Below are 22,201 nucleotides of genomic sequence, written 5' to 3'. Positions count from 1 at the left end.
GGCCAGGCGTGCGCGGGCGCGCGGCGGCGCCCCGCACTGACGGCGCACCGCCACGGTGGCGGATACTGGACGGCCTATGGAAATCGTCATTCTTGTCGCAGTCATCGCCGTGGTCCTCCTGGGCGTGATCAGCGGGCTCGTCGTCAGCGGCCGTAAGAAGAAGGCCGCCGGTGAGAAGCCCGAGTCAACTCAGGCCACCACCACCGCACCCGCAGAGCCGCACGTCGGCGAGGAGGCCACCGGCACCGCCGAAGCGCCGCGGAGAACGATCGAGGAGGTCGGCCTCCCGCCCGCCGAGGCCGAGGCGCCGCCCGCCCCCGCTCCCGCCGAGCCCGCGATCGAGGAACCCGAGCCCTCGGCCGGACGGCTCGTACGGTTGCGCTCCCGGCTCTCCCGTTCGCAGAACACCCTGGGCAAGGGGCTGCTCACGCTGCTCTCCAGGGAACATCTGGACGACGCGACGTGGGAGGAGATCGAGGACACGCTGCTGAGCGCGGACGTCGGCGTCGCCCCCACACAGGAGTTGGTGGAGCGGCTCCGCGAGCGCGTACGGATCCTCGGCACCCGTACGCCCGAGGAACTGCGCGCACTGCTGCGCGCCGAGCTGCTCACCCTGGTCGGCCCGGACCTGGACCGCACCGTGCACACCGAGACGCAGGGACCGGTCGACCGGCCGGGCGTCGTGCTCGTCGTCGGCGTCAACGGCACCGGCAAGACCACCACGACCGGCAAGCTCGGGCGCGTACTCGTCGCCGACGGCAAGTCCGTGGTGCTGGGCGCCGCCGACACCTTCCGCGCCGCCGCCGCGGACCAACTCCAGACGTGGGGCAAGCGCGTGGGCGCCCGTACGGTACGCGGCCCCGAGGCCGGCGACCCGGCGTCCGTGGCCTTCGACGCGGTCAAGGAGGGCACCGAGGAGGGCGCCGACGTGGTGCTCATCGACACCGCGGGACGTCTGCACACCAAGACCGGGCTGATGGACGAGCTGGGCAAGGTCAAGCGCGTCGTGGAGAAGCAGGGCCCGGTCGACGAGGTGCTGCTCGTGCTGGACGCGACCACCGGTCAGAACGGGCTCGTACAGGCACGGGTGTTCGCCGAGGTCGTCGACATCACCGGCATCGTCCTGACGAAGCTGGACGGCACCGCCAAGGGCGGCATCGTCGTCGCCGTACAGCGTGAACTGGGCGTGCCCGTCAAGCTGGTCGGGCTCGGCGAGGGCGCGGACGACCTGGCGCCCTTCGAGGCGGAGGCCTTCGTCGACGCGCTGATCGGCGGGGAGTGAACCGGCCGCAGCCGCAAGGCACTTGGGACATCGCGCCACGAACGGGCGCCCCGCCCTCTCCCGTCGGGGAGGGGACGGGGCGCTCTCGTGTGTGCGGGACGGGGCGCCGTCCGCAGCGGCCGCGGCTCAGGAAGCCGAACGGTGACAGACGTACGCCAGCGTGCCCAGCAGCAGCCGTGCCTGCGGCGGACGGGCCGCGTCCTTGAGCGTCGGCGGACGCAGCCAGCGCACCGGGCCGAGGCCGCCGAGATCCGAGGGCGGCGCGGTGACGTGTGCGCCCTCGCCGAGGCCGCGCAGATCGAGCCGGGCGTCGTCCCAGCCCATCCGGTAGAGCAGTTCGGGCAGTTCGGCCGCAGCGCCCGGTGCGACGAAGAACCACATGCGCCCGTGCGGAGCGAGCGCGACGGGACCGAGCGGCAGCCCCATGCGCTCCAGCCGTACGAGCGCGTGGTGCCCGGCGGCCTCGCCGACGTCGAGCACGTCGAAGCACCGTCCCGTCGGCAGCAGCATCGCGGCGCCCGGCACCCGGGCCCACGCCTCGCCCGCCTCGTCGAGCGTGGCGCCCGCGGGCACCTCCAGCGAGGCGTCGAGCGGGTGCGCTCCCGGAGCGGGGCAGACGGCGGCACCGCACGAGCACTCCGTACGTCCGCCGACGGCACGCACCGCTCGGGCGCCCGGGACGACCGGCCAGCCCCACAGTCCCGTGTACTCGGCCAGGGCCGTGGCGGCGGAGGCGCGTTGGCGGCGGCGGGCGCCGGGGCGCAGCGGATGGAGATCCCGCCTGCCGCCGAGACCGCCGATGGTGCCGAGGGTGAAGCCCATGCTCCCTCCAACGCTGGCTGCTGCCCGGTGGTTACGAGCCCGCAGCGCACAGTGACGGGACTCGAGCGCGGGGGAGCCCGCCGGAACCGGACGAGTGGTGTGTCAAGTGAATCGTGTGCGCGGGCAGCAGGGTTCATTCGAAGGGGTGGCGAATGGTGGCGATTCTGCAAACGCCCTCCCGTGGCCGGTGATCGGGACGTTACTGTCGGTACACGCGGGCTGGTCGCACAGTCCGTGGGTATGCCGGAGGCATCGTGTGTGCAGGGGGCGGTGAAGGGTCGGATGGGGGATTTACCGGTCGTTGAGGGCGACAAGCTCCCCAACGAGCAACTCGGTTCGTGGTTCATGCGCAGCGGCTGGTCGAAGGGCGAGCTGGCCCGCCAAGTCAACCGCCGGGCCCGGCGGTTGGGCGCGCACCACATCAGCACCGACACCTCCCGTGTACGGCGCTGGCTGGACGGCGAGCAGCCGCGCGAGCCGATCCCGCGCATCCTCTCCGAGCTGTTCTCCGAACGCTTCGGCTGCGTCGTCGCAGTCGAGGACCTCGGTCTGCGGCCCGCCCGGCAGTCCCCCGCGGCCTCCGGGGTCGACCTGCCGTGGGCGGGACCGCAGACCGTGGCGATGATCAACGAGTTCACACGCAGCGATCTGATGCTGGGGCGGCGCGGCTTCCTCGGCACCTCGCTCTCCGTCTCCGCGGGCCCGTCGCTGATCGAGCCGATGCAGCGCTGGCTGGTCCCCGCTCCGTCCGTGCCGGACGCGGGCGCCGACGTCCCCGTTCCCGGTGCCGCCGCCTCCCCGCACGGCACGGGCCCGGAGGCGTCCGCGTCCGTGTCCGGCAGCGGGTCGCCGACGGCACGGGGGAGCGGCGCGCGGGTCGTCGCGCTGCACGGCGGGGGCGGTGCGCGGCGCCGTACGGAGAAGCTGTCGATGCCGGAGATAGAGCTGCTGGAGCACACCACCGTGATGTTCCGGCAGTGGGACGCCCAGTGCGGCGGCGGGCTGCGCCGCAAGGCGGTCGTGGGCCAGCTCCACGAGGTGACGGATCTGCTGCAGGAGCGGCACGCGGAGCCGATCGGACGCCGTCTGTTCCGGGTGACGGCCGAACTCGCCGCGCTGGCCGGGTGGATGAGCTACGACGTCGGGCTCCAGCCCACCGCTCAGAAGTACTTCGTGCTCGCGCTGCACGCCGCGAAGGAGGCGGGGGACCGGCCGCTGGGCTCGTACGTGCTGAGCAAGATGAGCCGGCAGATGATCCATCTGGGGCGCCCCGACGACGCGTTGGAGCTGATCCACCTCGCGCAGTACGGCAGCCGGGAGGGCGCCACCGCCCGTACGCAGGCCATGCTGCACGCGATGGAGGCCCGCGCCTACGCGAACATGGGCCAGCCGGGGAAGTGCCGCCGTGCGGTGCGGATGGCCGAGGACACCTTCGAGGACACGCTGCCCGGCGACGGCGACCCGGACTGGATCCGCTTCTTCTCCGAGGCCGAACTCACCGCGGAGACCGCGCACTCGTACCGCGATCTCGCCTACTCCTCGGGCCGCAGCCCGACGTACGCGTCGATGGCGCGGCCCGCGATGGAGCGTGCCGTGGAGCTCTTCCGGCGGGAGGCGGAGGAGACCGAGGGCGGCGGCCACCGCCGTTCGTACGCGCTGAACCTGCTCGGCATGGCCAGCGTGCATCTGCTCCAGCGGGAGCCGGAGCACTGCGCCGTGCGCGCCGTGGAGGCGATCGAGGTGGCGAGGCGGCTGCGTTCCGAGCGTGTGAACAACCGGCTGCGCAGGACGGCCGCCTGGGCCGCACGGGACTTCGGCGAGGTGGCGGAGGTCGTACGGCTCGGCGAGCGGCTGGCGGTGGAGATGCCGGACACCGAGACGCCCGCGTCCGCGGCGGCGGGGTGATCGCCCCGGCGGACTCCGCGGTCCCCGCGCGCGGCGGACCGACAGGGGACGGACCAACTCAGGGAACCCATCGGTGAGTTGATCCGTCCCACCCCTGACAACCGGCCGTGGCCGGCACCCCGGACACCCGACAGGCTCCCCCCGATGCATGTCGTACAGGGTGCGGCCGCGGCCGGTTCTGCGTGCGCCCGGCGGCCGGTGCATGGCCCCAGCACGTATCCGGGCCGCCCGCGCGGCAGTTCACCGGCGCGTAACACCGCGCCGCGCATCGTCACCGCCGCGAAACACCGCACGGCACCGACGGAAACGGGACGACGGGAATCTTGCTCGCAGCCCCCCGCCTTCCCGCCCGTCCCGCCGCACGTTCGCGGGGCGGTATCCAGAGGAGACGTCCATTGAACGGCGCCGATACCGCATTCGTACTGGTCAGCGCGTTTCTGGTGATGCTGATGACGCCCGGCCTCGCCTTCTTCTACGGAGGCATGGTCCGCGTCAAGAGCGCGCTCAACATGCTGATGATGTCCTTCGTGTCCCTGGGAGTGCTGAGCATCCTGTGGGTGCTCTACGGCTACTCGCTGGCCTTCGGACCGGACACCGGAGGCGTCGTCGGCAACTTCGACTTCGCGGGGCTGAAGGGCATCTCGGACGGGACGCTGACCGAGAAGGGCGGCATTCCGGTCTTCGCCTTCGCCCTCTTCCAGATGATGTTCGCGATCCTCACGCCCGCGCTGATGAGCGGTGCGCTGGCCGACCGCGTGAAGTTCGGCGCATGGGCCGTCTTCATCGCGCTGTGGGCGACGCTCGTCTACTTCCCCATCGCGCACTGGGTGTGGGCCGAGGGCGGCTGGCTCTACGAGCTCGGCGTCATCGACTTCGCCGGCGGCACCGCCGTCCACATCAACGCCGGCATCGGCGCGCTCGCGGCCGTACTCGTCGTGGGCAAGCGCGCCGGCTTCAAGAAGGACCCGATGCGTCCGCACAGCCTGCCGCTGGTGGTGCTCGGAGCGGCCCTGCTGTGGTTCGGATGGTTCGGCTTCAACGCGGGCTCGGAGCTCGCCGCCGACGGCACCGCCGCGCTGATGGCGATGAACACACAGCTCGCCACGGGAGCGGCCGTACTGGGCTGGCTCGTCTACGAGCGCATCCGGCACGGCGCCTTCACCACCCTCGGCGCGGCCTCCGGGGCGATCGCGGGTCTGGTGGCGATCACGCCCTCGGGCGCGAACGTCAACGCGATGGGCGCGCTGGCCATCGGCCTGGTCGCCGGTGTCGTCTGTTCCTGGGCGGTCGGCGTCAAGTTCAAGCTGGGCTTCGACGACTCGCTGGACGTCGTGGGCGTCCACCTCGTCGGCGGGATCATCGGCACGCTGATGGTGGGCTTCCTCGCCACCGGCGGTGACGCGGGCCTCGCGCAGTTCGGCAAGCAGGCCACCGGTGCCTTCTCGGTGCTGGCGTACTCGTTCATCGTGTCCTGGATCATCGCCAAGCTCATCCACGTGACGATCGGGATGCGCGCGAGCGAGGAGGACGAGGCGAGCGGCCTCGACCGCGCCTACCACGCGGAGACCGCCTACGACTTCAGCCAGGTGGGAGGCTCCGGTCCGGCGCACCACCACACCGCCGCCGCCCCGGACCCCGCGGCGTCCGCACGTCCCGCCGGCACGGCCGCGGCACCGTCCGGCAACACCTCCGAGAAGAAGGTCGACGCATGAAGCTCATCACCGCGGTCGTCAAGCCGCACCAGCTCGAGGACGTGAAGGAGGCCCTGCTGGCCTTCGGAGTGCAGGGCCTGACGGTGACCGAGTCCAGCGGCTACGGGCGCCAGCGCGGCCACACCGAGGTCTACCGGGGCGCCGAGTACACCGTCGATCTCGTGCCCAAGGTGCGGATCGAGGTGCTGGCCGACGACGAGGACGCCGAGGAGCTGCTGGAGATCGTGGTCAAGTCCGCACGTACCGGGAAGATCGGCGACGGCAAGGTGTGGACGGTGCCGGTCGAGACGGCCGTACGCGTCCGCACCGGTGAGCGCGGACCGGACGCGCTGTAGGTGACGGCGCACATGGACGTACACACCGGGCCCCGGGGCGCCGCGGCCGGCGCCCCGGGCACGGCGCACGCCACCGGCGGCCCNGACGGTGCCCGTGTGGGAGGCGCTGGACGCCGGGGGACTCGTCAGCCGGCTGCTGCCGGACTGGGAGCGGGTGCGCTGCCGCCCGCAGCGCAACCCCGTGCACCGCTTCACCGTCGACCGTCATCTCGTGGAGACCGCGGTGCGCGCCTCGGCGCTGACGCGGCGCGTGCAGCGGCCGGACCTGCTGCTCGTCGCGGCGCTGCTGCACGACATCGGCAAGGGCTGGCCCGGCGACCACTCGATCGTGGGGGAGACCATCGCCCACGACATGGCGGGCCGCATGGGCTTCGGCACGCGCGACGCGGACGTCCTGGCCCGGCTCGTACGCCACCATCTGCTGCTCGTGGAGACGGCGACGCGGCGCGACCTGGACGACCCGGCCACGATCCGTTCCGTCGCGGACGCCGTCGGAAGCGTCCGCACGCTCGAACTGCTGCATGCCCTGACGGAGGCGGACGCGCTGGCCACCGGGCCCGCGGCCTGGTCGGCCTGGCGGGGCACCCTCGTCGCGGACCTGGTCAAGCGGGTCTCCGGGGTGCTGGCAGGGGAGGCCGTCGAGGAGCACACCGAGCCGTTCGTACCGTCCGCGGAGGCCGAGCGGCTCGCGGTCGAGTCATGGCGCAGACGGGGTCCGGCGCTCACGCTGAGCGCGGCACGGCGCACCTCCGGGAACGTCCCGGAGGAGAAGCGCGAGGCTCGCGGCGAGCACGGCGAGCACGACGCGTACGAGGGGCAGGAGGAGCACAGCGGTCCGGTCGGCGCCGAACTGCTGGTCACCGTGCCCGTCCGCCCCGGCCCCGGGCAGCCGGGCGCCCATCCGGACGCGGACGACGAGGCACCGGGGATGCCGGTGGGCGGCGCCGGGAGCGGTGCGTACGCGATGGGAGTGCTGCCCGCGGTGGCGGGCGTACTGGCGCTGCACCGGCTGACGGTACGTGCGGCGGACCTGCGGATGATGCGGCTCCCGGAGGAGGTGGCCGGGGGCGGGCCTGAGCCGGACGCGGCGGATTCGGCGGACGCGGCGGGCTCGGGCGTCGGCTCCGGTGAACAGGCGGCTCCCGGCGGGCACTTGGGCCCGGACGCGGCCGCCGGCGGTTCCGGGCCCGGCGGTTCGGGTTCGGACGGTTCCGGGTCCCGCGACGACGAGGCCGTGCTGCTGCTCTCCTGGCGGGTGGCCGCCGAGTACGGTCCGCTGCCGCCCGCGCTGCGGCTCCGCGCGGACCTCGCCCGTGTTCTCGACGGCTCGCTCGACATCGCCGCCCGTCTCGCCGAGCGCGAGGCCGCCTACCGCCCGCGCCGGCGCCGTGCGGCCGTGCAGGCACCGCCGCCGCGCGTCACCGTCGCACAGGGCGGTTCGCGGATCGCGACCGTGCTGGAGGTACGGGCCCAGGACGCCCCCGGACTCCTCCACCGCATCGGACGTGCCCTGGAGGGCGCGGGCGTCCTGGTCCGCAGCGCGCACGTCAGCACGCTGGGGTCCAACGCCGTCGACGCCTTCTACCTCACCGGGGCCGACGGGGCGCCGCTGCCGACGGCGGAGGCCGACGGGCTCGCGCGCGCACTGGAACGCGAGCTGGGGCGGAGCCCGGACGAGGACGCCTAGGTGTATTGCCCTGTGACGGTATGGGTTCGCCGGGTTGAAATTCGCCGGGTTGAAAGGTGACTACCCGGTGAGGCGGTCCGCTTCGGCCAGCAGCAGATCGCCGAAGGGCTGGAAGCCGATACTGCACGCGTAGACGCCGCTGACGACGCGGTGGACGGTTCCCCACTCCCAGATGGCGGTGGCGTCCACGCCCGTACGGGAGGCCAGTCGCTCGGTCCGCGTCCGGAGGTCGTCGCCGAGGTCCGGGGTGCAGCGCACGACGGTGCCGAGATCGCAGGCCGGTTCGGCCCGCAGTCCGGCGGGATCGATGAGCTTGTAGCTGCCGTCGCTTGCCCGCAGGGCGTTCATCTCGTGGATGTCACCGTGGACCAGGACCGCGGACCGGTCGTCGTGGGCGAGGCGGCGGCGGTTCATGCAGTCCAGCGCGTCCGCCACCGTGGCCGGCGAACACGGCCGCCCCGCCTGCTCCCATAGTTCCGGCAGCAGATCGGCGTACTGCTCGGCCAGCTCCGCGCCGGTCGGAAGGCCGATGTCGGGACCGACCGGGCGCCACAGGCGGACCGCCACCTCGCACAGCAGGTCGTGGCGGCTTGCGCGGTCGGTGACGACGTCGTGCATCGGAGCCCCGAGGCGCTCCAGCAGCAGGGCCTGCCGGCCCATGTCCTCACGCAACAGCTCGGCGCAGCCCCGTCCGTCCGCCAGGCGCAGCGCCATGGCCTCCCGCCCGACGTCGTGACCTGGCACACCGATCTTGAGGACCGCCGGAGTCCCGTCGGCGAGCGTCACCTCGACGACCAGGGCGGCGTGGCCGCCCGCGAAGCCGGCCCCGATCGTCAAGGACCACTCCCGGGCCAGCGAGCCGACCATGCCCGGCAGTTCGTCCAGCCAGGATCCGTTCCCCTCGGCCATGACCGTCTTGCGGACCTGGTCGGGAATGTCGAGGCTCATCCCGCCAAGTTAAGGGTTACGGGGACGGATGCTCCCCGGCGACCGCTCGCCGACCGGACCTGACCGCACCGCGCCGGGACGGATACCCTGGGAGGCCGACTGCCGACCTGATCCAGTACCCCGACGCGAAGGACCCGCGAACGCCGTGTTCGACACTCTCTCCGATCGCCTCGCAGCGACCTTCAAGAACCTCCGGGGCAAGGGCCGCTTGTCCGAGGCGGACATCGACGCCACGGCGCGCGAGATCCGTATCGCCCTGCTGGAGGCGGACGTCGCACTGCCCGTCGTGCGCGCCTTCATCAAGCAGGTCAAGGAGCGTGCCGTAGGGAGCGAGGTCTCCCAGGCGCTCAACCCCGCGCAGCAGGTCATCAAGATCGTCAACGAGGAGCTGATCGGCATCCTCGGCGGCGAGACCCGCCGGCTGCGGTACGCGAAGAACCCGCCGACCGTCATCATGCTGGCCGGTCTCCAGGGTTCCGGTAAGACGACGCTCGCGGGCAAGCTCGGCCGCTGGCTCAAGCAGCAGGGCCACACGCCGCTGCTCGTCGCCTGCGACCTCCAGCGCCCCGACGCCGTCAACCAGCTCTCGGTGGTCGCCGAGCGCGCGGGCGTCGCCGTGTACGCGCCGGAGCCGGGCAACGGCGTGGGCGACCCGGTGAAGGTCGCCGAGGACTCCGTGGCCCACGCGCGCGACAAGCAGCACGATGTGATCGTCGTCGACACCGCGGGCCGCCTCGGCATCGACGAGGAGCTGATGCGGCAGGCCGCCGACATCCGCGACGCGGTCAGCCCCGACGAGATCCTCTTCGTCGTCGACGCGATGATCGGCCAGGACGCGGTCACGACCGCCGAGGCCTTCCGCGACGGCGTGGGCTTCGACGGCGTGGTGCTCTCGAAGCTCGACGGCGACGCACGCGGCGGTGCCGCCCTCTCCGTCGCCCAGGTCACGGGCAAGCAGATCATGTTCGCGTCGAACGGCGAGAAGCTGGACGACTTCGACGCGTTCCACCCGGACCGCATGGCCTCCCGCATCCTCGGCATGGGCGACGTGCTCACGCTGATCGAGAAGGCGGAGCAGACCTTCAGCCAGCAAGAGGCCGAGAAGATGGCCGCGAAGCTGCAGAAGGGGCCCAAGGAGTTCACGCTCGACGACTTCCTGGCGCAGATGGAGCAGGTCCGCAAGATGGGCTCCCTCTCCAAGCTGCTCGGGATGATGCCCGGCATGGGCCAGATGAAGGAGCAGATCAACGACCTCGACGAGCGCGAGGTCGACCGTACGGCCGCGATCATCAAGTCGATGACGCCCGCCGAGCGCGCCGAGCCCACCCTCATCAACGGCTCGCGCCGCGCCCGTATCGCGCGGGGCTCCGGCGTGGAGGTCAGCGCCGTGAAGAACCTCGTGGAGCGGTTCTTCGAGGCCCGCAAGATGATGTCCCGCATGGCACAGGGCGGCGGCATGCCCGGAATGCCGGGGATGCCCGGCATGGGCGGCGGCGGTCAGAAGAAGAAGGCGAAGCAGCAGAAGAAGAGCAAGGGCAAGCGCCAGTCGGGCAACCCGATGAAGCGCAAGCAGGAGGAGCAGGCCGCCGCCGAGCGCAAGGCCGCGGGCGCGGGCAGCGCCTTCGGTGGTGCGGGCGCGGGCCAGAGCCCCGAGGACTTCGAACTTCCGCAGGAGTTCAAGGACATGCTGCCCCCGAAGTGAACCTTCGGCCGCGGGGGCGGATGATGTCGTTCATGCGCGTATACATCCGGCCCCCGCAGCCGGGCGACGAGACCGCCTACAGAGAGGCGGTGCTCCGCTCGGCGGATCACCTCAGCCCCTGGAACCCCGTCGAACCGGACGGTCTCCCGGACCTGTTGCGCCGCCAGGGCCCGGCGCTGCGCAGCTTCATGATCTTCGACCGCGACGACGACGGGCTCGTCGGCCGCGTCAACGTCGCGAACATCGTGCGGGCCCGCTTCTGCAACGGCTCGCTGGGCTACGACAGTTATGTGCCGTACGCGGGCACCGGACGCATGACCGAGGGCATGCTGCTCATCGTCGACCGGTGCTTCGAGTCGGCACCGCAGGGTCTGGGGCTGCACCGTCTGGAGATCAACGTCCAGCCGGAGAACGACCGCTCCACCGCCATGGCCCGCCGGCTCGGCTTCCGGCACGAGGGCTTCTCGCCCCGGATGCTCTTCCTCAACGACGCCTGGCGGGACCACGAGCGCTTCGCGATCACCGCCGAGGAGTGGCCGGAGGCACGCGCGGCCGGGCTCCGCGCACGGCGCGGACGCGAGACGGGTGTGAACGCCGAGGCTGACGGGACGTCACGCCGGCGCCGGCCGCATCCGGCCTGAGCGCCCGTACGGGCTGACTCTCCGCTCGGCCCGGCCCTCCGTACGGCGTGACCGTCCGTGCGTGACGGGCGTGTACGGGCCGCCGCCGTCCGCCAGTTGGGAGCCGTGCGCGGACCGTGCCGTGGGCCGAGCCGGCCCCGTCCTCCTGACACGGTCACTTGTATGACGACGTGCCAGGAGGAAGCTGTACGGTACATGCCACTGGGGCGGTGTTCTCCGGAGTCCACGCAGGCGGTGGCGTCCGGGGCACGGCTCCAGTGGCATCCGCGCCACCCCACTCGGACTCCGGAGAGCCTTATGCGCAACAGATCCGTTCTGGCCGCTCTGAGCCTCGCAGCGGCCTCGCTCGTGGCCGCGCTTCCCGCCCCCGCCGCGGCGGCCGACGCGGCGGGCACCACGGGCTCGGCAGCGGCACGCGAGTGCCCCCAACTGTCGAAGAAGCTCGACTGGTACGGCCACAACCGCGCCAAGCTCCAGCGGATGATCGACGAACGCGGCCTGTGCGGCGGTCACAAGAGCGGCACGGCGGGCAAGGACGGAGACCGCACGCACCGGCCCGTCGCCGCGTTCGACTGGGACAACACCGTCACCAAGAACGACACGACGGACATCACGCTCGCCTGGGCCCTCGCCCACGACAAGATCCTCCAGCCCCGCCGCTGGGGCGACACCAGCAAGTGGCTCACGCCCGCCGCCGAGCGCGCCCTGACGAAGGCCTGCGGCAGGTCCGTGCCCGTCGGCAAGCCGCTGCCCACCTCCACCGACACCGACTGCACCGACGAGATCTTCCAGATCCGTGCGGAAGCCCAGACCATGGACGGCCACCCCGCCTTCGGCGGCACCTGGAACCACCGCCGTACGGTGCCCGAATACGCCTGGGTGGCACAGCTCTTCGCCGGGCACACCCCGAAGGAGGTCAGCGCCTACGCGGAGGCCGGACGGAAGGAGAGCCTGGCGGCTCCCGTCGGCAGCGAGATGAAGGTCGGCACCCACACCGTCCCGGCGTACGTGCGCTACTACCCGCAGCAGAAGGACCTGATCCGCACGTTGCAGCGCGCGGGCTTCGACGTCTACATCGTCTCCGCGGGCGTCGAGTACGCGGCCGAGGTGTGGTCGAAGGGCGTCGGCATCGACGCCGACCACACCATCGCGATCCGCAGCATCCTGCGCGACGGCCGCATCACCACCCGCAACGAGGGCTGCGGCGGCGCCCCCGCGAGCGAGGGCGAGACCATCCCGTACATCGACGGCAAGCGGTGCTGGATCAACCAGGACATCTACGGGATCAAGGGCCGCGACGCCTGGAAGCAGCAGGACCCGGCGCACCGCATCGCCCTGGGCGGCGGCGACGCCGACACCGACGTCACCTTCGTACGGGACGCCACGGGCGCCCACCTCGTGCTCAACCGCAACAAGGACGAGGTGATGTGCCGGGCCTACGACAACGAGGACGGCCGCTGGATCGTCAACCCGATGTTCATCGAGCCGCTTCCGCAGAAGCCCGAGCCGTACCCGTGCGCCACGGCCGCGTACATCAACGAGGACGGCGCGCTGTCGTCCGTGCGCCGCTACAACGGCAGCGTCGTGCCCGACCAGCGGGACAGCGTCTTCGGCTGACGCCCGGCGCGTACGTCATGTACGCGGGGCGGGCGGGCGACGTCGTGCGTCTCTTTCGCGGCCCGCGGGACACCGGAATCCGGTGCCTCGCGGGCCGCGGGCTTTTTTGAGGCAGCGCGGGCAGCGGGGACAGAGGGAACAGAGGCTCAGAGGAGGAGCGGGGTGCCGGCGGCCAGGCCGTCCGAACTGCCGCTGCCGGAACCGGAGTCGGCGTCGGGGAGGCGCAGGGCGCCGAGTCCGAGGAAGCGGGCCGCCGTCGCGCCGACGTCCGCGAGCGACGCCGCATCCGGAAGGAACACCGGCCCTGCGTCCGGCCCTGCGTCCGGTTCCGGGGTGCCCGGACGGTAGGCGAGCACCGGTGCGTACTCGCGGGTGTGGAAGGCGTGCCCGATCGTCGGATCGTTGCCGTGGTCGGCGGTGACCAGCAGCAGGTCGTGCGGCCCGTCCAACTCCCATAGCAGCGCGTCCAGTCCGGCGTCCGCCTCCTCCAGCACGGCGCCGAACCGCAGGGCGTCCTGCTGGTGCCCCGCCAGATCGGTCTCCTGCACATTGGCCACGACGAGGGCCGTCCCCTGCTGCCGGTCCGGCTTTCGGCCGCCGTCGCCGCGGGCCGCCCGTGCGGCGGCCAGCGTATGGTCCAGCACCTCGCCGGTTGGTACGGCCGGGAGGCGGGCCGCGTCCCCGCACGCGAGGATGTCCGCCGCCTTCCCGACGAGGGTGACCGACGCCCCGGCGCGCGCCGCCAGTTCGGGAAGCTGCCGGGTGTGGTCCAGGGGTGCGCCCAGGTGCTGCACCCGAAGGCCGCCGTTGCGGTAGAAGCCGGACGCGGGGGTGTCCAGGCCGACCGTGCCGCCCTCGCCGCGGCGTACGTACGCGGGCAGCGGACGGTCCGCGTGGCCGCCGACCGCGATGACCCGCGCCACCGGGGCCACCGAGCGCACCGTGCGGGCGACGGCCAGGATCCGTTCGAAGGGCAGGTCGTCGAGGCGGGCGGAGGCGTTCCAGTTGATGCCGGGGTCGGCCTCCAGATTGTCGTGCACCAGGACATGGCCGTCGGCCACGAGCACGGGCCCGCCGTCCAGCGGCTCGACGGTGTGCCCGGCCGCCTTCAGCGCCCGCGTGACGTCGGCGGTGTACGAGGCGAGACGGGCCACGGCGACGCGGCTGAAGTCGGCGCCCATCATGGTCTGGTGGCCCGCGTAGGTGTCGGCGCCGTCGTAGCCGAGGCGTGCCCTGCCCACCGCGACGGGCAGCGGCGTGGCGGCGGCGAGCGCCGGGTGCGGGTGCAGCAGGCCGAGGCCGAGACGGCCGAGCGCCGGGAGCCGCAGATGCCGGCCGTGCACGCGGTGGCAGTGGTCGAGGAGGTGCCCGAGGGTGTCGGCGCCGAGGTCGCCGGGGCGCAGCGCGCCCGCGTCGGGCATGGCGCCGACCCCGAGCCCGTCCAGGACGACGATGACGACCCGGCCCGGCCTCGCCGGTCCGCTGCTTCCGTCCGTCCCCCGCGTCCCGTGCCTCTCGTACGACTCGTCCATCGCGTCCATCGCATCGGTCTCCTGCGTTCCGTCCGTCCCGTCCGTACGGCCCTCGGCCCCGGCGGCGCTCACAGGGCACGACCGAGCGGGTCGTACAGCCCCGTCAGCCGGGGTGCGCCGGTGGAGAGTCCGGCGACGACGGCGACGGTGCTGCGGGTGACGAACATCTGCGTACGGAAGGCGAGTACGGCCGTCTCACCCGCCCGTATCCGGGCGGTGCCGCGCGGCGGTGCGTCGAGGAGGCGGTAGTAGTCGATGTTCTCCGGCGGCAGGTCCTGCACCGGGAGGCGCAGCCCGGTGCGGTGCAGCAGCGCGTCCTTGATGCCGGCGCGGGGGTAGAAGCCTCCGCCGAGAAGGGCGGGCCGTCCGTCGGCGAGGGTGTGGGCGACCTCGGTGACATAGACGTAGCCGGGGCGTTCGGGCTGGTCCGGGCGGTGCGCGTGCAGCGGTGTCGTACCCGTCAGGGCGTGGCCCGGTTCGCCGTGGGTGGCGCCCAGTTCGGCGAGGAGCGGCAGCGTGGCGGCCGAAGTGGCGCCCGGTGCGCTGAGGTTGAGGTTCCGGTGACCGCGCCGCTCCAGCAGCGCGCGCGCCTCGCGCAGCGCCGTGAACGTCTCCGTGGGCCGGGGCGTACCGCCCGACGGATCGCACAGCAGACACGGAAACCCGGTCACGCCCGCGATCCGTATGCCCGGCAGCGCCTCCGCCTCCTCGGCGAACTCCTCGACGCCGCCGAACGGTACCCCGCCCTCCTGCCCCGGATACCCGACGCCCGGCGCGCTCTCCAGCCGCAGCAGGACGTCCTGGACGAAGCCCTGCCGGCGGGCCTCGTCGGAGACCGCACGGGCGTTGGCCCGGTCGAAGACGGTGACGGCCGCCGGGCGCCAGGCGAGCAGTTCCGGAAGGGATCGGCGCGGTATCTGCACCAGGTGGCCGACGTTGCCCGCGCGGGCGCCCGCGGCGTGCAGGACCCGTGCCTCGGGGGCGTCGATCGCGGCGGACTCCGGCAGATGCCGGGCCACGGCGGCGATCAGCTCGGGGTTGCGGCCCAGTTGCTTGACGACGAACCACAGGGAGAGGCCCAGCCGTTGGGCCTGGTCGGCGAGCAACCGCGCGTTGGCCTCGACGGTGTCGCGGTCGACGACGTAGGTGTCGGGCGGTATCGCGCCGTCCCGGTGCAGCGCGGCGGCCGTGTCCACCAGCTCGGGGTTGCGGGCGAGGACGGTGTCGAGGAACAAGATCAGTCCTTCGGGGCGGCCGGGCGGCCGGGCCGCCGGGTTCGGTCCGGTGAGTCCGGTGGGTCCGGTGTCTCGTCGTCCAGGTCCTCCAGCGCGCGCCGGAGGATGTCCAGGACAAGACCGGCGCCGGCCCGCATCGGGTTGATCCGCACGGTCCAGTCGGCCAGTTCGGGCTGCTCGTCCAGCGACGAGGAGGACATGCGGTAGAAGAGCGGCGCCACCTCGTAGCGCGAGTTGGCGCCCACCGGGTACGGCGCGCCCCCGTAGCGCGCCGCGCACTCCGGCAGCCGCCGCGCCACGGGCCGCTCCAGGCGCACCACCACACAGCGGTCCTGCACGTTGGCCAGGCGCACTTCGGCCACCCCCGGCACCTCGCCCGCCGCCAGCCGCTCGGCGAGCTCCGTGCCGGTGCGCGACTGCACCGCCCACATCACCGGTACGTGGGTGAGCGCGCGCAGTGCGTCGAGCGCCTGGTGGCCCTGGACCTGGCCGCCGCCCGAGTAGTTGTCGTCATGGACCCGTTCCACGAGCCGCTCCGAGCCGACGACGGCGCCGACGCCTTCCGGGCCGTGCAGCTTGAAGAGCGAGAAGCACGACGCCTCCGCCCCCAGCTCCACGCCGCTCGCGGGCACCCGGAAGACCGCGTAGTTGTCGTCGGCGACGGTGCGCACTCCCGCCGCCCGGCACCTCGCCAGCACCGCGCCCGGGTCGTAGGAGTCGCCGAGCCGCTGCCGCGAGTGCTGCACGTACGCGTAGCGGAACTCCCCGCCGGCCAGGGCCTGTTGGAGGGCCGCGGCGTCGTTGAAGTCGACCTCGTGGGTACGGACGCCGAGGCCGCGCAGCGTCACCGCGGTGGTGCGGTAGACGGGGGCGCGGTGGATCAGCAGCGGGTCGCCCGGCCCGAGCACCGCGCCGAGCGCGCTGCGGATCGCGCCGGTGCCCGCGCCCTGCACGAGCGCGGCGGCCTCGGCGCCGAAGTAGTCCGCGAGCACGGCCTCGACGCGTGCCGTCGTACGCGGTCTGCCGGCGCCCGGCACCACACCGGCGTCCGCCTCGAAGAGCTGTGCGCCCTCGAAGTGCCGTGCCGTGCACTCCAGCAGCCGGAACTGCGCCGCGACGGCGTCCTCCAGCGGCACGGTCGCCAGCGGATACGTCCGCGGCAGTCCCGGCGCGCTCATCTCCCGCATCTCACGGCTCCTCGGGGTCCGCAGGGCTGCCCGCAGCGCTCTCCGCGGTCGCGTCGCCCGCGCCGCCCGTCAGGAAGCGGAGCGGATTGCGCCGGGTCAGCAGATCGATCGTGTCCTCGTCGGCCCCCGCCGCGCGCAGCCGCGGCAGGAAGGAGCGGAAGAGATGGCCGTAACCGGTGCCGCCCTCGGCCGTGAGATATCCGTACCGCGAGATGTCACAGCTCAGCAGCGCCCGTTTGGCGTGTCCGGCCTCCAGCAACGCGAGCAGCGCCCGCAGCCGTGCGCCGTCGCTGCGGTAGTTCTCCTTGCCGACGGTGTCGAAGGCCACGTACGCCCCCGCCGACGCCAACTCGCGGTGGACTCCCGGGTCGTCGAGCAGATCCTGATGGCCGATGCTCACGCGGTACGGGGGCAGACCGGCCGCGGTCAGCAGCTCCAACTGGGCGGGGCCGCCCCGTCCGAGCTGGGCGTGGGTGGCGACGGACAGGCCCGTCGCGCGGGCCGCGAGCGCGGCGGCGGTGAGGGTACGGACCTCGGCGGCGCTGGGTGCGTCGCCGCCGCTGCCGGCCTCGCCGATGACGCCGGGGCGCACGCCCGTACCGTCGATGCCGCCGCCCGTACCGGATGTCTCGGCTCCGGAGCCGTCGCCGTCGGCGCCGATCTCGCGTACCAGCTCCCCGGCCAGCTCCTCCGCACTCGCGGCGGCGGCCTCCGCCGGGTGGAACCGCTCGTAATACCAGCCCGTGCCCGCGACCACCGCGACGCCCGACTCCCGGGCGATCCGCGCGAGCGCCCGTACGTCCCGGCCCATGCCACGGCACGTCAGCTCCACGACGAGAGCGAGGCCGAACTCCTCACGCAGCGCGGCCAGTTCACCGGTGACGGCCGCGCGGTGCCGTCCGTCCAGCACGGCGGCGGTGTCCCCGCCCCGCGAGAGGTCCAGCGCCAGATGCTCGTGCGCCAGCACGGGGCCGCGCACCCGCGCGGGCGGGAGCGCCCCGGTGACGGTACGCAGACAGCGCGCCGGACTCCGCTCGTCCATGGTGGTCGGTGCCGCCTCCCCTTGCCGGTGCCCACGGCCTCGATCGGCCGGCTCCGTCAGCCCTTGACGGGGGTGAACAGGTCCATCCAGTACAGAAGGTTGAGCAGCACTCCGCCCACGAGCACCGCCGCGGGCGCGGCGGCCATGCGCACCACGACCCGTCCCATCGCCTCGTTCAGCAGATACAGCCCGCCCACGATGAGGATGCCGAGCCCGCCGCCCATGGTGTTGGCCGCCAGCAGCGAGCCGAACAGGATGGCCAGCCACAGGCTTTCGCTGATCGCGTTGCGCAGATGCTCCGAGGAGTCCCGTACGGACGGCAGCCGTCCCAGCATCCTGCCGATCCAGGACAGGGCCAGCACCTCCACCGCGAAGACGGCCGCCCCGACGATGAGCGCCAGCCACGGGCTCGGCAGCAGATAGCCGATGGGGTAGACGAAGGTGAACCCGGCGATCGCGTACGCGCCGGAGGCGAGCGCGGTGGTGGCGATCAGCGGGATGAAGCCGAAGACGCGGTAGAAGTCCACCTGGGCGGCGCCGGTGTGGTCCCCCTTGGCGATGAGGAAGCTCGTGGCCTCACCGCCGCCGAATATGTGCATCTGCGCCAGCAGACACACGCCCGCGCCCAGCAGCATGAACAGCGGCAGATGGCGGCGCAGCCGGGTCGCGCTCGCGCTGAACAGCGAGAGCATCGGGTCCTCCAGCTCCGCCTCGGAGACGCCCTTGCCGTCCCCGGTCCCGTCCGACTGCCCGTCCCCGCCCGCCTGTTGGGCCTTCCCACTCTTCTCAGCCTGCTCTGCCTTTTCCGTCTGCTCTGCCTGCTCAGCCCTCTCCGCGCGTTCCTTGCGCCGCTGCCGTACGTCCTTGGCCGTCGCGAAGCCGATCAGCATGATCACGCCCACGGCCATCGCGGGCGCACCGGCGAACACGTCCGGCCACAGCTTCATCGTGAGGATCACCAGGGCGAGTTCGACCACCCCGACGACCGCGCCGCGGAGCCTGCCGAACTGCCGGGTGATCGCGAGCACCGGGAAGAGCGTGAAGAGGAAGAGGATGGGCGTCGCCATCTGCTGCATGGCCGTGAGGAAGTCGACGGGCAGATCGTGGGCGACCTCGTTGGCGCCGCCCAGTCCGAAGACGACCAGCGCGCCCCACGCCCCGCCCAGCAGCGGAGCGAGCCACTTCTTCGGCGAGAGGATGCCGAGCACGTCGGTCGGCAGGAAGAGCAGCCACGGGTTGAGCACCCCGGTGGAGAGCGCCATCGGCGCCCCGAGCCCGAAGATGAACCCTGCGGAGAGCCCGAAGGAGACCGCGGTGGTCGCGTTGCGGGTGCTGCGGCCCTGGATGAAGTCGAGCATGAACGGCCGTACGCCGTCGTTGAAGACGGCCAGCGCCAGGTGGGATATGAGCGCCGTCAGGGCGCACAGGACGATCACGGTGCCCTGCTGCGGGACGGAGAAGTCCAGACTGTGCTTGCCCGCGCCGAGCGCACCGGCCAGAAGGGTGCTCACGGGATCTCCTTCGGTTCGTTCCGGCGATCTCGGTCGTGGCCGCGGCCGGAGCCGTGGACGTGGCCGGGGTCGCGGTCAGCGGTCAGCGGTCAGCGGGTGTGCGCGGCGATGGCGCGCGCGATGACGGGTGTGGCGTCGGAGAGTTGGTCCATGCCGAAGCCGAAGACGCGCTTGCCGTCCGCGAGCAGCCCGGCGACCTCCTCCTGTGTGGGCACGGACCGCCCGAACGTGTGGCACGTACCGCTGCCCAGCACCCCGAGCAGCACCCCGAGGGAGGCGCCGGCGCCGGTGTGGCAGGTGCCCAGGTAGTAGTCGGCCTGCCCGGCGCGCAGCCGCATGGCCGCCTCCATGTCGCTGGAGAGCGACGCCTCCAGGCCGTCGATGCCCAAGTCCGCGAGGACTTCGGCGACTTGGGCCTTGCCCACTCCTCCGACGAGGATCTTCGTCACGGCTGGTCTCCGTTCTGCCGTACGGCGGTGCCGTCGAGCGTGGTGTCCGGCGCGCTGTGTCCCGCCGCTGCCGGACGCTGTGCCAACACGGCCAGATGCAGGGCCAGATAGCCGGTCTCCGCGTCGGGGAGCGGCCCGGTGCCCAGCGTCTCCTCCGCGCGGCGTGAGATCTGCCGCGCCAGCCGTACGGCACCGGGATGCCCCGCCAGTTCCTCGGCCATGTGCCCGTGGGCGTCCGGGTCCTCCAGGGACTCGCCGCCGAGCAGCCGGTCGAGCGCCATCATGAGGTGGCTGGTGAGCATGCCGGCGGTCTCCTCGGAGACCGGCAGGCCCGCGCGCGTCAGCCCCAGCAGCTCGCCTTCGACGAACTCGGCCACTTCCGGGCGTACTTGACCGGTCTCGCGGAACACCTGGACGCGGAGGGCGAGCCCCTCCTCCAGTTTCTCCTCCATGGCGCTTCCTTCCGGGGCGCGATCACCGGTCACGACAGTAACCAGGATTCTGGTTTCTGAGGACCCCCGGGACGGGTCTTTTTCCTGGACAGCGAGGATCCGCGGCCGGTCCGGCGAAGGTCTGCGGAGCCCGGCGGGCCCCAACTCTCAGTACAGCGGCACCCGTTCGCCCCGCAGTACCTCGCTCTGCACTCCGGTCACGAGTCCGAAGTCCAGTGAGGCCCGTACGGCGTCGAGCGCGACCGTCTCGCCGGTACGTCCGATCAGCGCCGCCCGTGAGTTGCGCGAGGCCAGTTCCCGGGTGATCTCCTCGTCCAGCGGCCGGACTTCGACTCCGGGGCCCAGATGGTCGGCCACCTCGTCCAGGTTCCAGACGGTCGCATCGACCCGCTCCCGCGCGAAGAGCCCCCGCAGTTGCATGTACGACGACTCGACCCACTCCACGTCGCGCCCCTCGAAGGCCCGCGCCGTGAGCATCCGCAGATCCTCCGAGGAGGAGTCGACGGCGACGCGCAGCCCCTCCGCCTGCGGTGAGACGCCCCGCCGCAGCAGCAGCCCGTGCGACCCGACGTACGTACGGGGCCCCAAGTCGGCCACCAGCTCCACCGGATGCTCCTCGGCGATCCGGTCGGCGGCGAAGCGCGAGAGCACCACGAGGTCGGCCTTGCCGTCGAGCAGCGCCCCGAGCCGCGTGGAGGCGCCCCGCATGAACGTGATCGCGAAGGGCGCCCCGGCCTGCTCGAACGCCGCCCGCAGTCCGGTGGCCAGTCCCTCGTACCGGTGCGAGTAGGGCAGCGGCATCGCCGCGAGCAGCGTGCCCAGACCCGCGAGCCGCCACAGCACGGCACGGTCCGCGTGCACCAGGAAGGTGCCCAGATGTCCGCGCGCCCTCGTCCGTACGGCGCCGGCCTCCTCCAGCAGTTGAAGCCCCGCCTGTACGGTCCCGTTCCCCACCTTCAACTCGCCCGCGAAGTCACGCAGTCGTGGAAGGCGTGTGTCCGCTTCGTGATTCAGCAGCAGCGCGGCGAGCTGACGTGCTGCCATTCCGTTTCGGGTCAGGAAGCGCTCATCGGCGCCGGTGATCATGGCCGGGATAATATCCAGAATCCGGGATATTGCCAATGCCGAGCGGGACGTGATCCTGCTCTCTCCCTGGTCGCAGGCGGCACCCCGGGGCACACGACTCCGGGGAATGTCGGTATGGTCCCCGAGGTGTACCGATCGCTCCCGACGGGCCTCCTATCCCGGAGGTACGTCCGGGTTGGCCGGGCTGCGCGGATTCTCCGCACTCCCGCCCGCTCGCCCCGCTGAGGGCGGGCCCGCCGCGACTGACCGGTACGTGCAAATTATTTAGGTTGTCCCGGAATCGGAACACTGAGGCGGTCCGACTCGTTGAGCACGACGTGAGCACGACACCACCTGTTCTCGCCGCCGAGCTGGCAGCTGCCTGGGCGGACATTCAACGGAACCACCCCGAGCTGCCGGATCTGGCTGCGCCCGAATCGCTGATCGGGGAGTCCTCTTCCGCATGCGGCAGCGGCCTCTCCTTCGAGCGGCTGCTGCACGAGGCCGTCCACGGAATCGCCGCCGCGCGCGGCGTCCGTGACACCTCGCGCGCCGGCCGCTACCACAACCGCAGATTCCTCGCCGTCGCCGAGGAGTTGGGTCTGGTGCACCCGGAGGAGCCCCACGCCAGCAGCGGCTTCTCGCTGGTCACCCCGTCCCCCGAGACGCGGCGGCGCTACCGGCCCACGATCGAGCGGCTGCAGCGCGCCCTCAAGGCGTACAGCGCGGCGACGGAGGCCGACGGACGCGGAAGCTTCCGCGGCCCGGCCGCCCGCCACGGGTCGAGCGGCGGCGGCGTACGCGTCAAGGCCGTCTGCGACTGCGGACGGAACGTGCGCGTGGTGCCGTCCGTGCTGGCCCAGGCCCCGATCATGTGCGGCGCCTGCGGCAAGCCCTTCCGCATCCCGGAGGCTCCGGTGGAGCGCCCCGCGGCCAAGGCCAAGGAGCCCGAGGAGCGCGTGGAGGCGGTGGCCGCCGTCGGCTGACCGCCGATCCGCATACGACGAGCGCGCGCAGCCGGTGACGGCGAGGAACGCGCGAGCACCCGGCCGCCCGGGACGGACCCGCACCGTCCCG

At 72.5% G+C, this 22,201-nt stretch carries 17 protein-coding genes and 2 pseudogenes; 9 read left to right on the top strand and 10 right to left on the bottom strand.

Going from position 1 to position 22,201, the window contains the following annotated elements; all coding sequences use genetic code 11:
- Window positions 1-76 precede the first annotated feature (76 nt).
- Window positions 77-1,282 (top strand): signal recognition particle-docking protein FtsY, encoded by a 1,206-nt coding sequence (ftsY, locus tag AN218_RS27145; protein WP_070019751.1) that lies wholly within the window; start codon window positions 77-79, stop codon window positions 1,280-1,282.
- A 126-nt stretch (window positions 1,283-1,408) separates the two neighbouring features.
- Here ftsY and AN218_RS27140 read toward each other — a convergent pair whose 3' ends face one another.
- Window positions 1,409-2,104 carry a bifunctional DNA primase/polymerase gene (locus tag AN218_RS27140; protein ID WP_070019750.1) on the bottom strand — a complete coding sequence of 232 codons (696 nt, stop codon included), beginning with the start codon at window positions 2,102-2,104 and terminating at the stop codon, window positions 1,409-1,411.
- A gap of 282 nt (window positions 2,105-2,386) precedes the next feature.
- On the opposite strand from AN218_RS27140, the gene AN218_RS27135 reads away from it, so the two are divergent.
- The 4 genes and pseudogenes from AN218_RS27135 to AN218_RS27120 form a co-directional block, all read left to right on the top strand.
- Window positions 2,387-4,009 (top strand): NsdA family TPR-like regulatory protein, encoded by a 1,623-nt coding sequence (locus tag AN218_RS27135; RefSeq protein ID WP_070019749.1) that lies wholly within the window; start codon window positions 2,387-2,389, stop codon window positions 4,007-4,009.
- 395 nt (window positions 4,010-4,404) lie between these two features.
- Window positions 4,405-5,721, top strand: coding sequence for an ammonium transporter (locus AN218_RS27130; RefSeq protein WP_070019748.1), 1,317 nt, complete (start codon window positions 4,405-4,407; stop codon window positions 5,719-5,721).
- On the top strand, window positions 5,718-6,056 hold the full coding sequence (locus AN218_RS27125; protein ID WP_070019747.1) for a P-II family nitrogen regulator: 339 nt from the start codon (window positions 5,718-5,720) through the stop codon (window positions 6,054-6,056). Before AN218_RS27130 ends, AN218_RS27125 begins: the two co-directional genes overlap by 4 nt.
- 85 nt (window positions 6,057-6,141) lie before the next feature.
- Window positions 6,142-7,743: pseudogene (locus AN218_RS27120) on the top strand (HD domain-containing protein); the annotation flags it as partial.
- Between the two features lie 60 nt (window positions 7,744-7,803).
- Here the strand turns inward: AN218_RS27120 and AN218_RS27115 are convergent.
- The gene (locus AN218_RS27115) at window positions 7,804-8,691 is read right to left on the bottom strand and encodes an aminoglycoside phosphotransferase family protein (protein ID WP_070019745.1); all 888 of its coding nucleotides are present in this window, start codon (window positions 8,689-8,691) and stop codon (window positions 7,804-7,806) included.
- 145 nt (window positions 8,692-8,836) lie between these two features.
- On the opposite strand from AN218_RS27115, the gene ffh reads away from it, so the two are divergent.
- The 3 genes and pseudogenes from ffh (at window position 8,837) to AN218_RS27100 (ending at window position 12,651) form a co-directional block, all read left to right on the top strand.
- Window positions 8,837-10,393, top strand: a complete 1,557-nt coding sequence (gene ffh / locus AN218_RS27110; protein ID WP_070019744.1) for a signal recognition particle protein — start codon at window positions 8,837-8,839, stop codon at window positions 10,391-10,393.
- A 20-nt stretch (window positions 10,394-10,413) separates the two neighbouring features.
- A pseudogene (locus tag AN218_RS27105) lies at window positions 10,414-10,932 on the top strand (GNAT family N-acetyltransferase); the annotation flags it as partial.
- Between the two features lie 399 nt (window positions 10,933-11,331).
- Window positions 11,332-12,651 carry an HAD family hydrolase gene (locus AN218_RS27100; RefSeq protein ID WP_070019743.1) on the top strand — a complete coding sequence of 440 codons (1,320 nt, stop codon included), beginning with the start codon at window positions 11,332-11,334 and terminating at the stop codon, window positions 12,649-12,651.
- A 146-nt stretch (window positions 12,652-12,797) separates the two neighbouring features.
- Here the strand turns inward: AN218_RS27100 and AN218_RS27095 are convergent, their stop codons facing one another.
- The 8 genes from AN218_RS27095 to yhfZ all read right to left on the bottom strand — a co-directional run bounded on the left by AN218_RS27095 (window position 12,798) and on the right by yhfZ (window position 21,145).
- A complete protein-coding gene (locus tag AN218_RS27095; RefSeq protein ID WP_275937002.1) occupies window positions 12,798-14,255 on the bottom strand; it encodes a phosphopentomutase in 1,458 nt (485 codons plus the stop codon).
- Window positions 14,252-15,418 (bottom strand): alanine racemase, encoded by a 1,167-nt coding sequence (locus tag AN218_RS27090; RefSeq protein ID WP_070019742.1) that lies wholly within the window; start codon window positions 15,416-15,418, stop codon window positions 14,252-14,254. Before AN218_RS27090 ends, AN218_RS27095 begins: the two co-directional genes overlap by 4 nt.
- A gap of 2 nt (window positions 15,419-15,420) precedes the next feature.
- The gene (locus AN218_RS27085; RefSeq protein WP_107421589.1) at window positions 15,421-16,596 is read right to left on the bottom strand and encodes an aminotransferase class V-fold PLP-dependent enzyme; all 1,176 of its coding nucleotides are present in this window, start codon (window positions 16,594-16,596) and stop codon (window positions 15,421-15,423) included.
- A 10-nt stretch (window positions 16,597-16,606) separates the two neighbouring features.
- Entirely contained in the window at window positions 16,607-17,647 is a 1,041-nt protein-coding gene (locus AN218_RS27080) for a phosphotriesterase family protein (protein WP_070019740.1), read from the bottom strand.
- 56 nt (window positions 17,648-17,703) lie between these two features.
- Window positions 17,704-19,158: a YhfT family protein gene (locus AN218_RS27075; protein WP_420856022.1), complete on the bottom strand. Its 1,455-nt coding sequence runs from the start codon at window positions 19,156-19,158 to the stop codon at window positions 17,704-17,706.
- An 89-nt stretch (window positions 19,159-19,247) separates the two neighbouring features.
- Window positions 19,248-19,607 (bottom strand): DUF2620 domain-containing protein, encoded by a 360-nt coding sequence (locus AN218_RS27070; RefSeq protein ID WP_070019739.1) that lies wholly within the window; start codon window positions 19,605-19,607, stop codon window positions 19,248-19,250.
- Complete coding sequence (locus tag AN218_RS27065; RefSeq protein WP_070019738.1) at window positions 19,604-20,059, bottom strand: PRD domain-containing protein; 456 nt, start codon at window positions 20,057-20,059, stop codon at window positions 19,604-19,606. The genes AN218_RS27070 and AN218_RS27065 overlap by 4 nt, the downstream gene beginning before the upstream one ends.
- Window positions 20,060-20,206: 147 nt before the next feature.
- Window positions 20,207-21,145: a GntR family transcriptional regulator YhfZ gene (gene yhfZ / locus AN218_RS27060; protein ID WP_070019737.1), complete on the bottom strand. Its 939-nt coding sequence runs from the start codon at window positions 21,143-21,145 to the stop codon at window positions 20,207-20,209.
- A gap of 269 nt (window positions 21,146-21,414) precedes the next feature.
- On the opposite strand from yhfZ, the gene AN218_RS27055 reads away from it, so the two are divergent.
- Window positions 21,415-22,110 (top strand): hypothetical protein, encoded by a 696-nt coding sequence (locus AN218_RS27055; RefSeq protein WP_244900743.1) that lies wholly within the window; start codon window positions 21,415-21,417, stop codon window positions 22,108-22,110.
- Window positions 22,111-22,201: the final 91 nt, after the last annotated feature.

It is taken from the genome of Streptomyces nanshensis, from assembly GCF_001751255.1.
Lineage (GTDB): Bacteria > Actinomycetota > Actinomycetes > Streptomycetales > Streptomycetaceae > Streptomyces > Streptomyces nanshensis_A.
This window is presented reverse-complemented; position numbering and strand designations above follow the sequence as displayed.

What these genes read in the sequence shown, in the direction of transcription:
- ftsY (WP_070019751.1), top strand. Translation starts at nt 77, where the DNA reads ATGGAAATCGTCATTCTTGTCGCAGTCATCGCCGTGGTCCTCCTGGGC.
- AN218_RS27140 (WP_070019750.1), bottom strand. Translation starts at nt 2,104, where the DNA reads ATGGGCTTCACCCTCGGCACCATCGGCGGTCTCGGCGGCAGGCGGGAT.
- AN218_RS27135 (WP_070019749.1), top strand. Translation starts at nt 2,387, where the DNA reads ATGGGGGATTTACCGGTCGTTGAGGGCGACAAGCTCCCCAACGAGCAA.
- AN218_RS27125 (WP_070019747.1), top strand. Translation starts at nt 5,718, where the DNA reads ATGAAGCTCATCACCGCGGTCGTCAAGCCGCACCAGCTCGAGGACGTG.
- AN218_RS27115 (WP_070019745.1), bottom strand. Translation starts at nt 8,691, where the DNA reads ATGAGCCTCGACATTCCCGACCAGGTCCGCAAGACGGTCATGGCCGAG.
- AN218_RS27100 (WP_070019743.1), top strand. Translation starts at nt 11,332, where the DNA reads ATGCGCAACAGATCCGTTCTGGCCGCTCTGAGCCTCGCAGCGGCCTCG.
- AN218_RS27085 (WP_107421589.1), bottom strand. Translation starts at nt 16,596, where the DNA reads ATGAGCGCGCCGGGACTGCCGCGGACGTATCCGCTGGCGACCGTGCCG.
- AN218_RS27080 (WP_070019740.1), bottom strand. Translation starts at nt 17,647, where the DNA reads ATGGACGAGCGGAGTCCGGCGCGCTGTCTGCGTACCGTCACCGGGGCG.
- AN218_RS27065 (WP_070019738.1), bottom strand. Translation starts at nt 20,059, where the DNA reads ATGGAGGAGAAACTGGAGGAGGGGCTCGCCCTCCGCGTCCAGGTGTTC.
- yhfZ (WP_070019737.1), bottom strand. Translation starts at nt 21,145, where the DNA reads ATGATCACCGGCGCCGATGAGCGCTTCCTGACCCGAAACGGAATGGCA.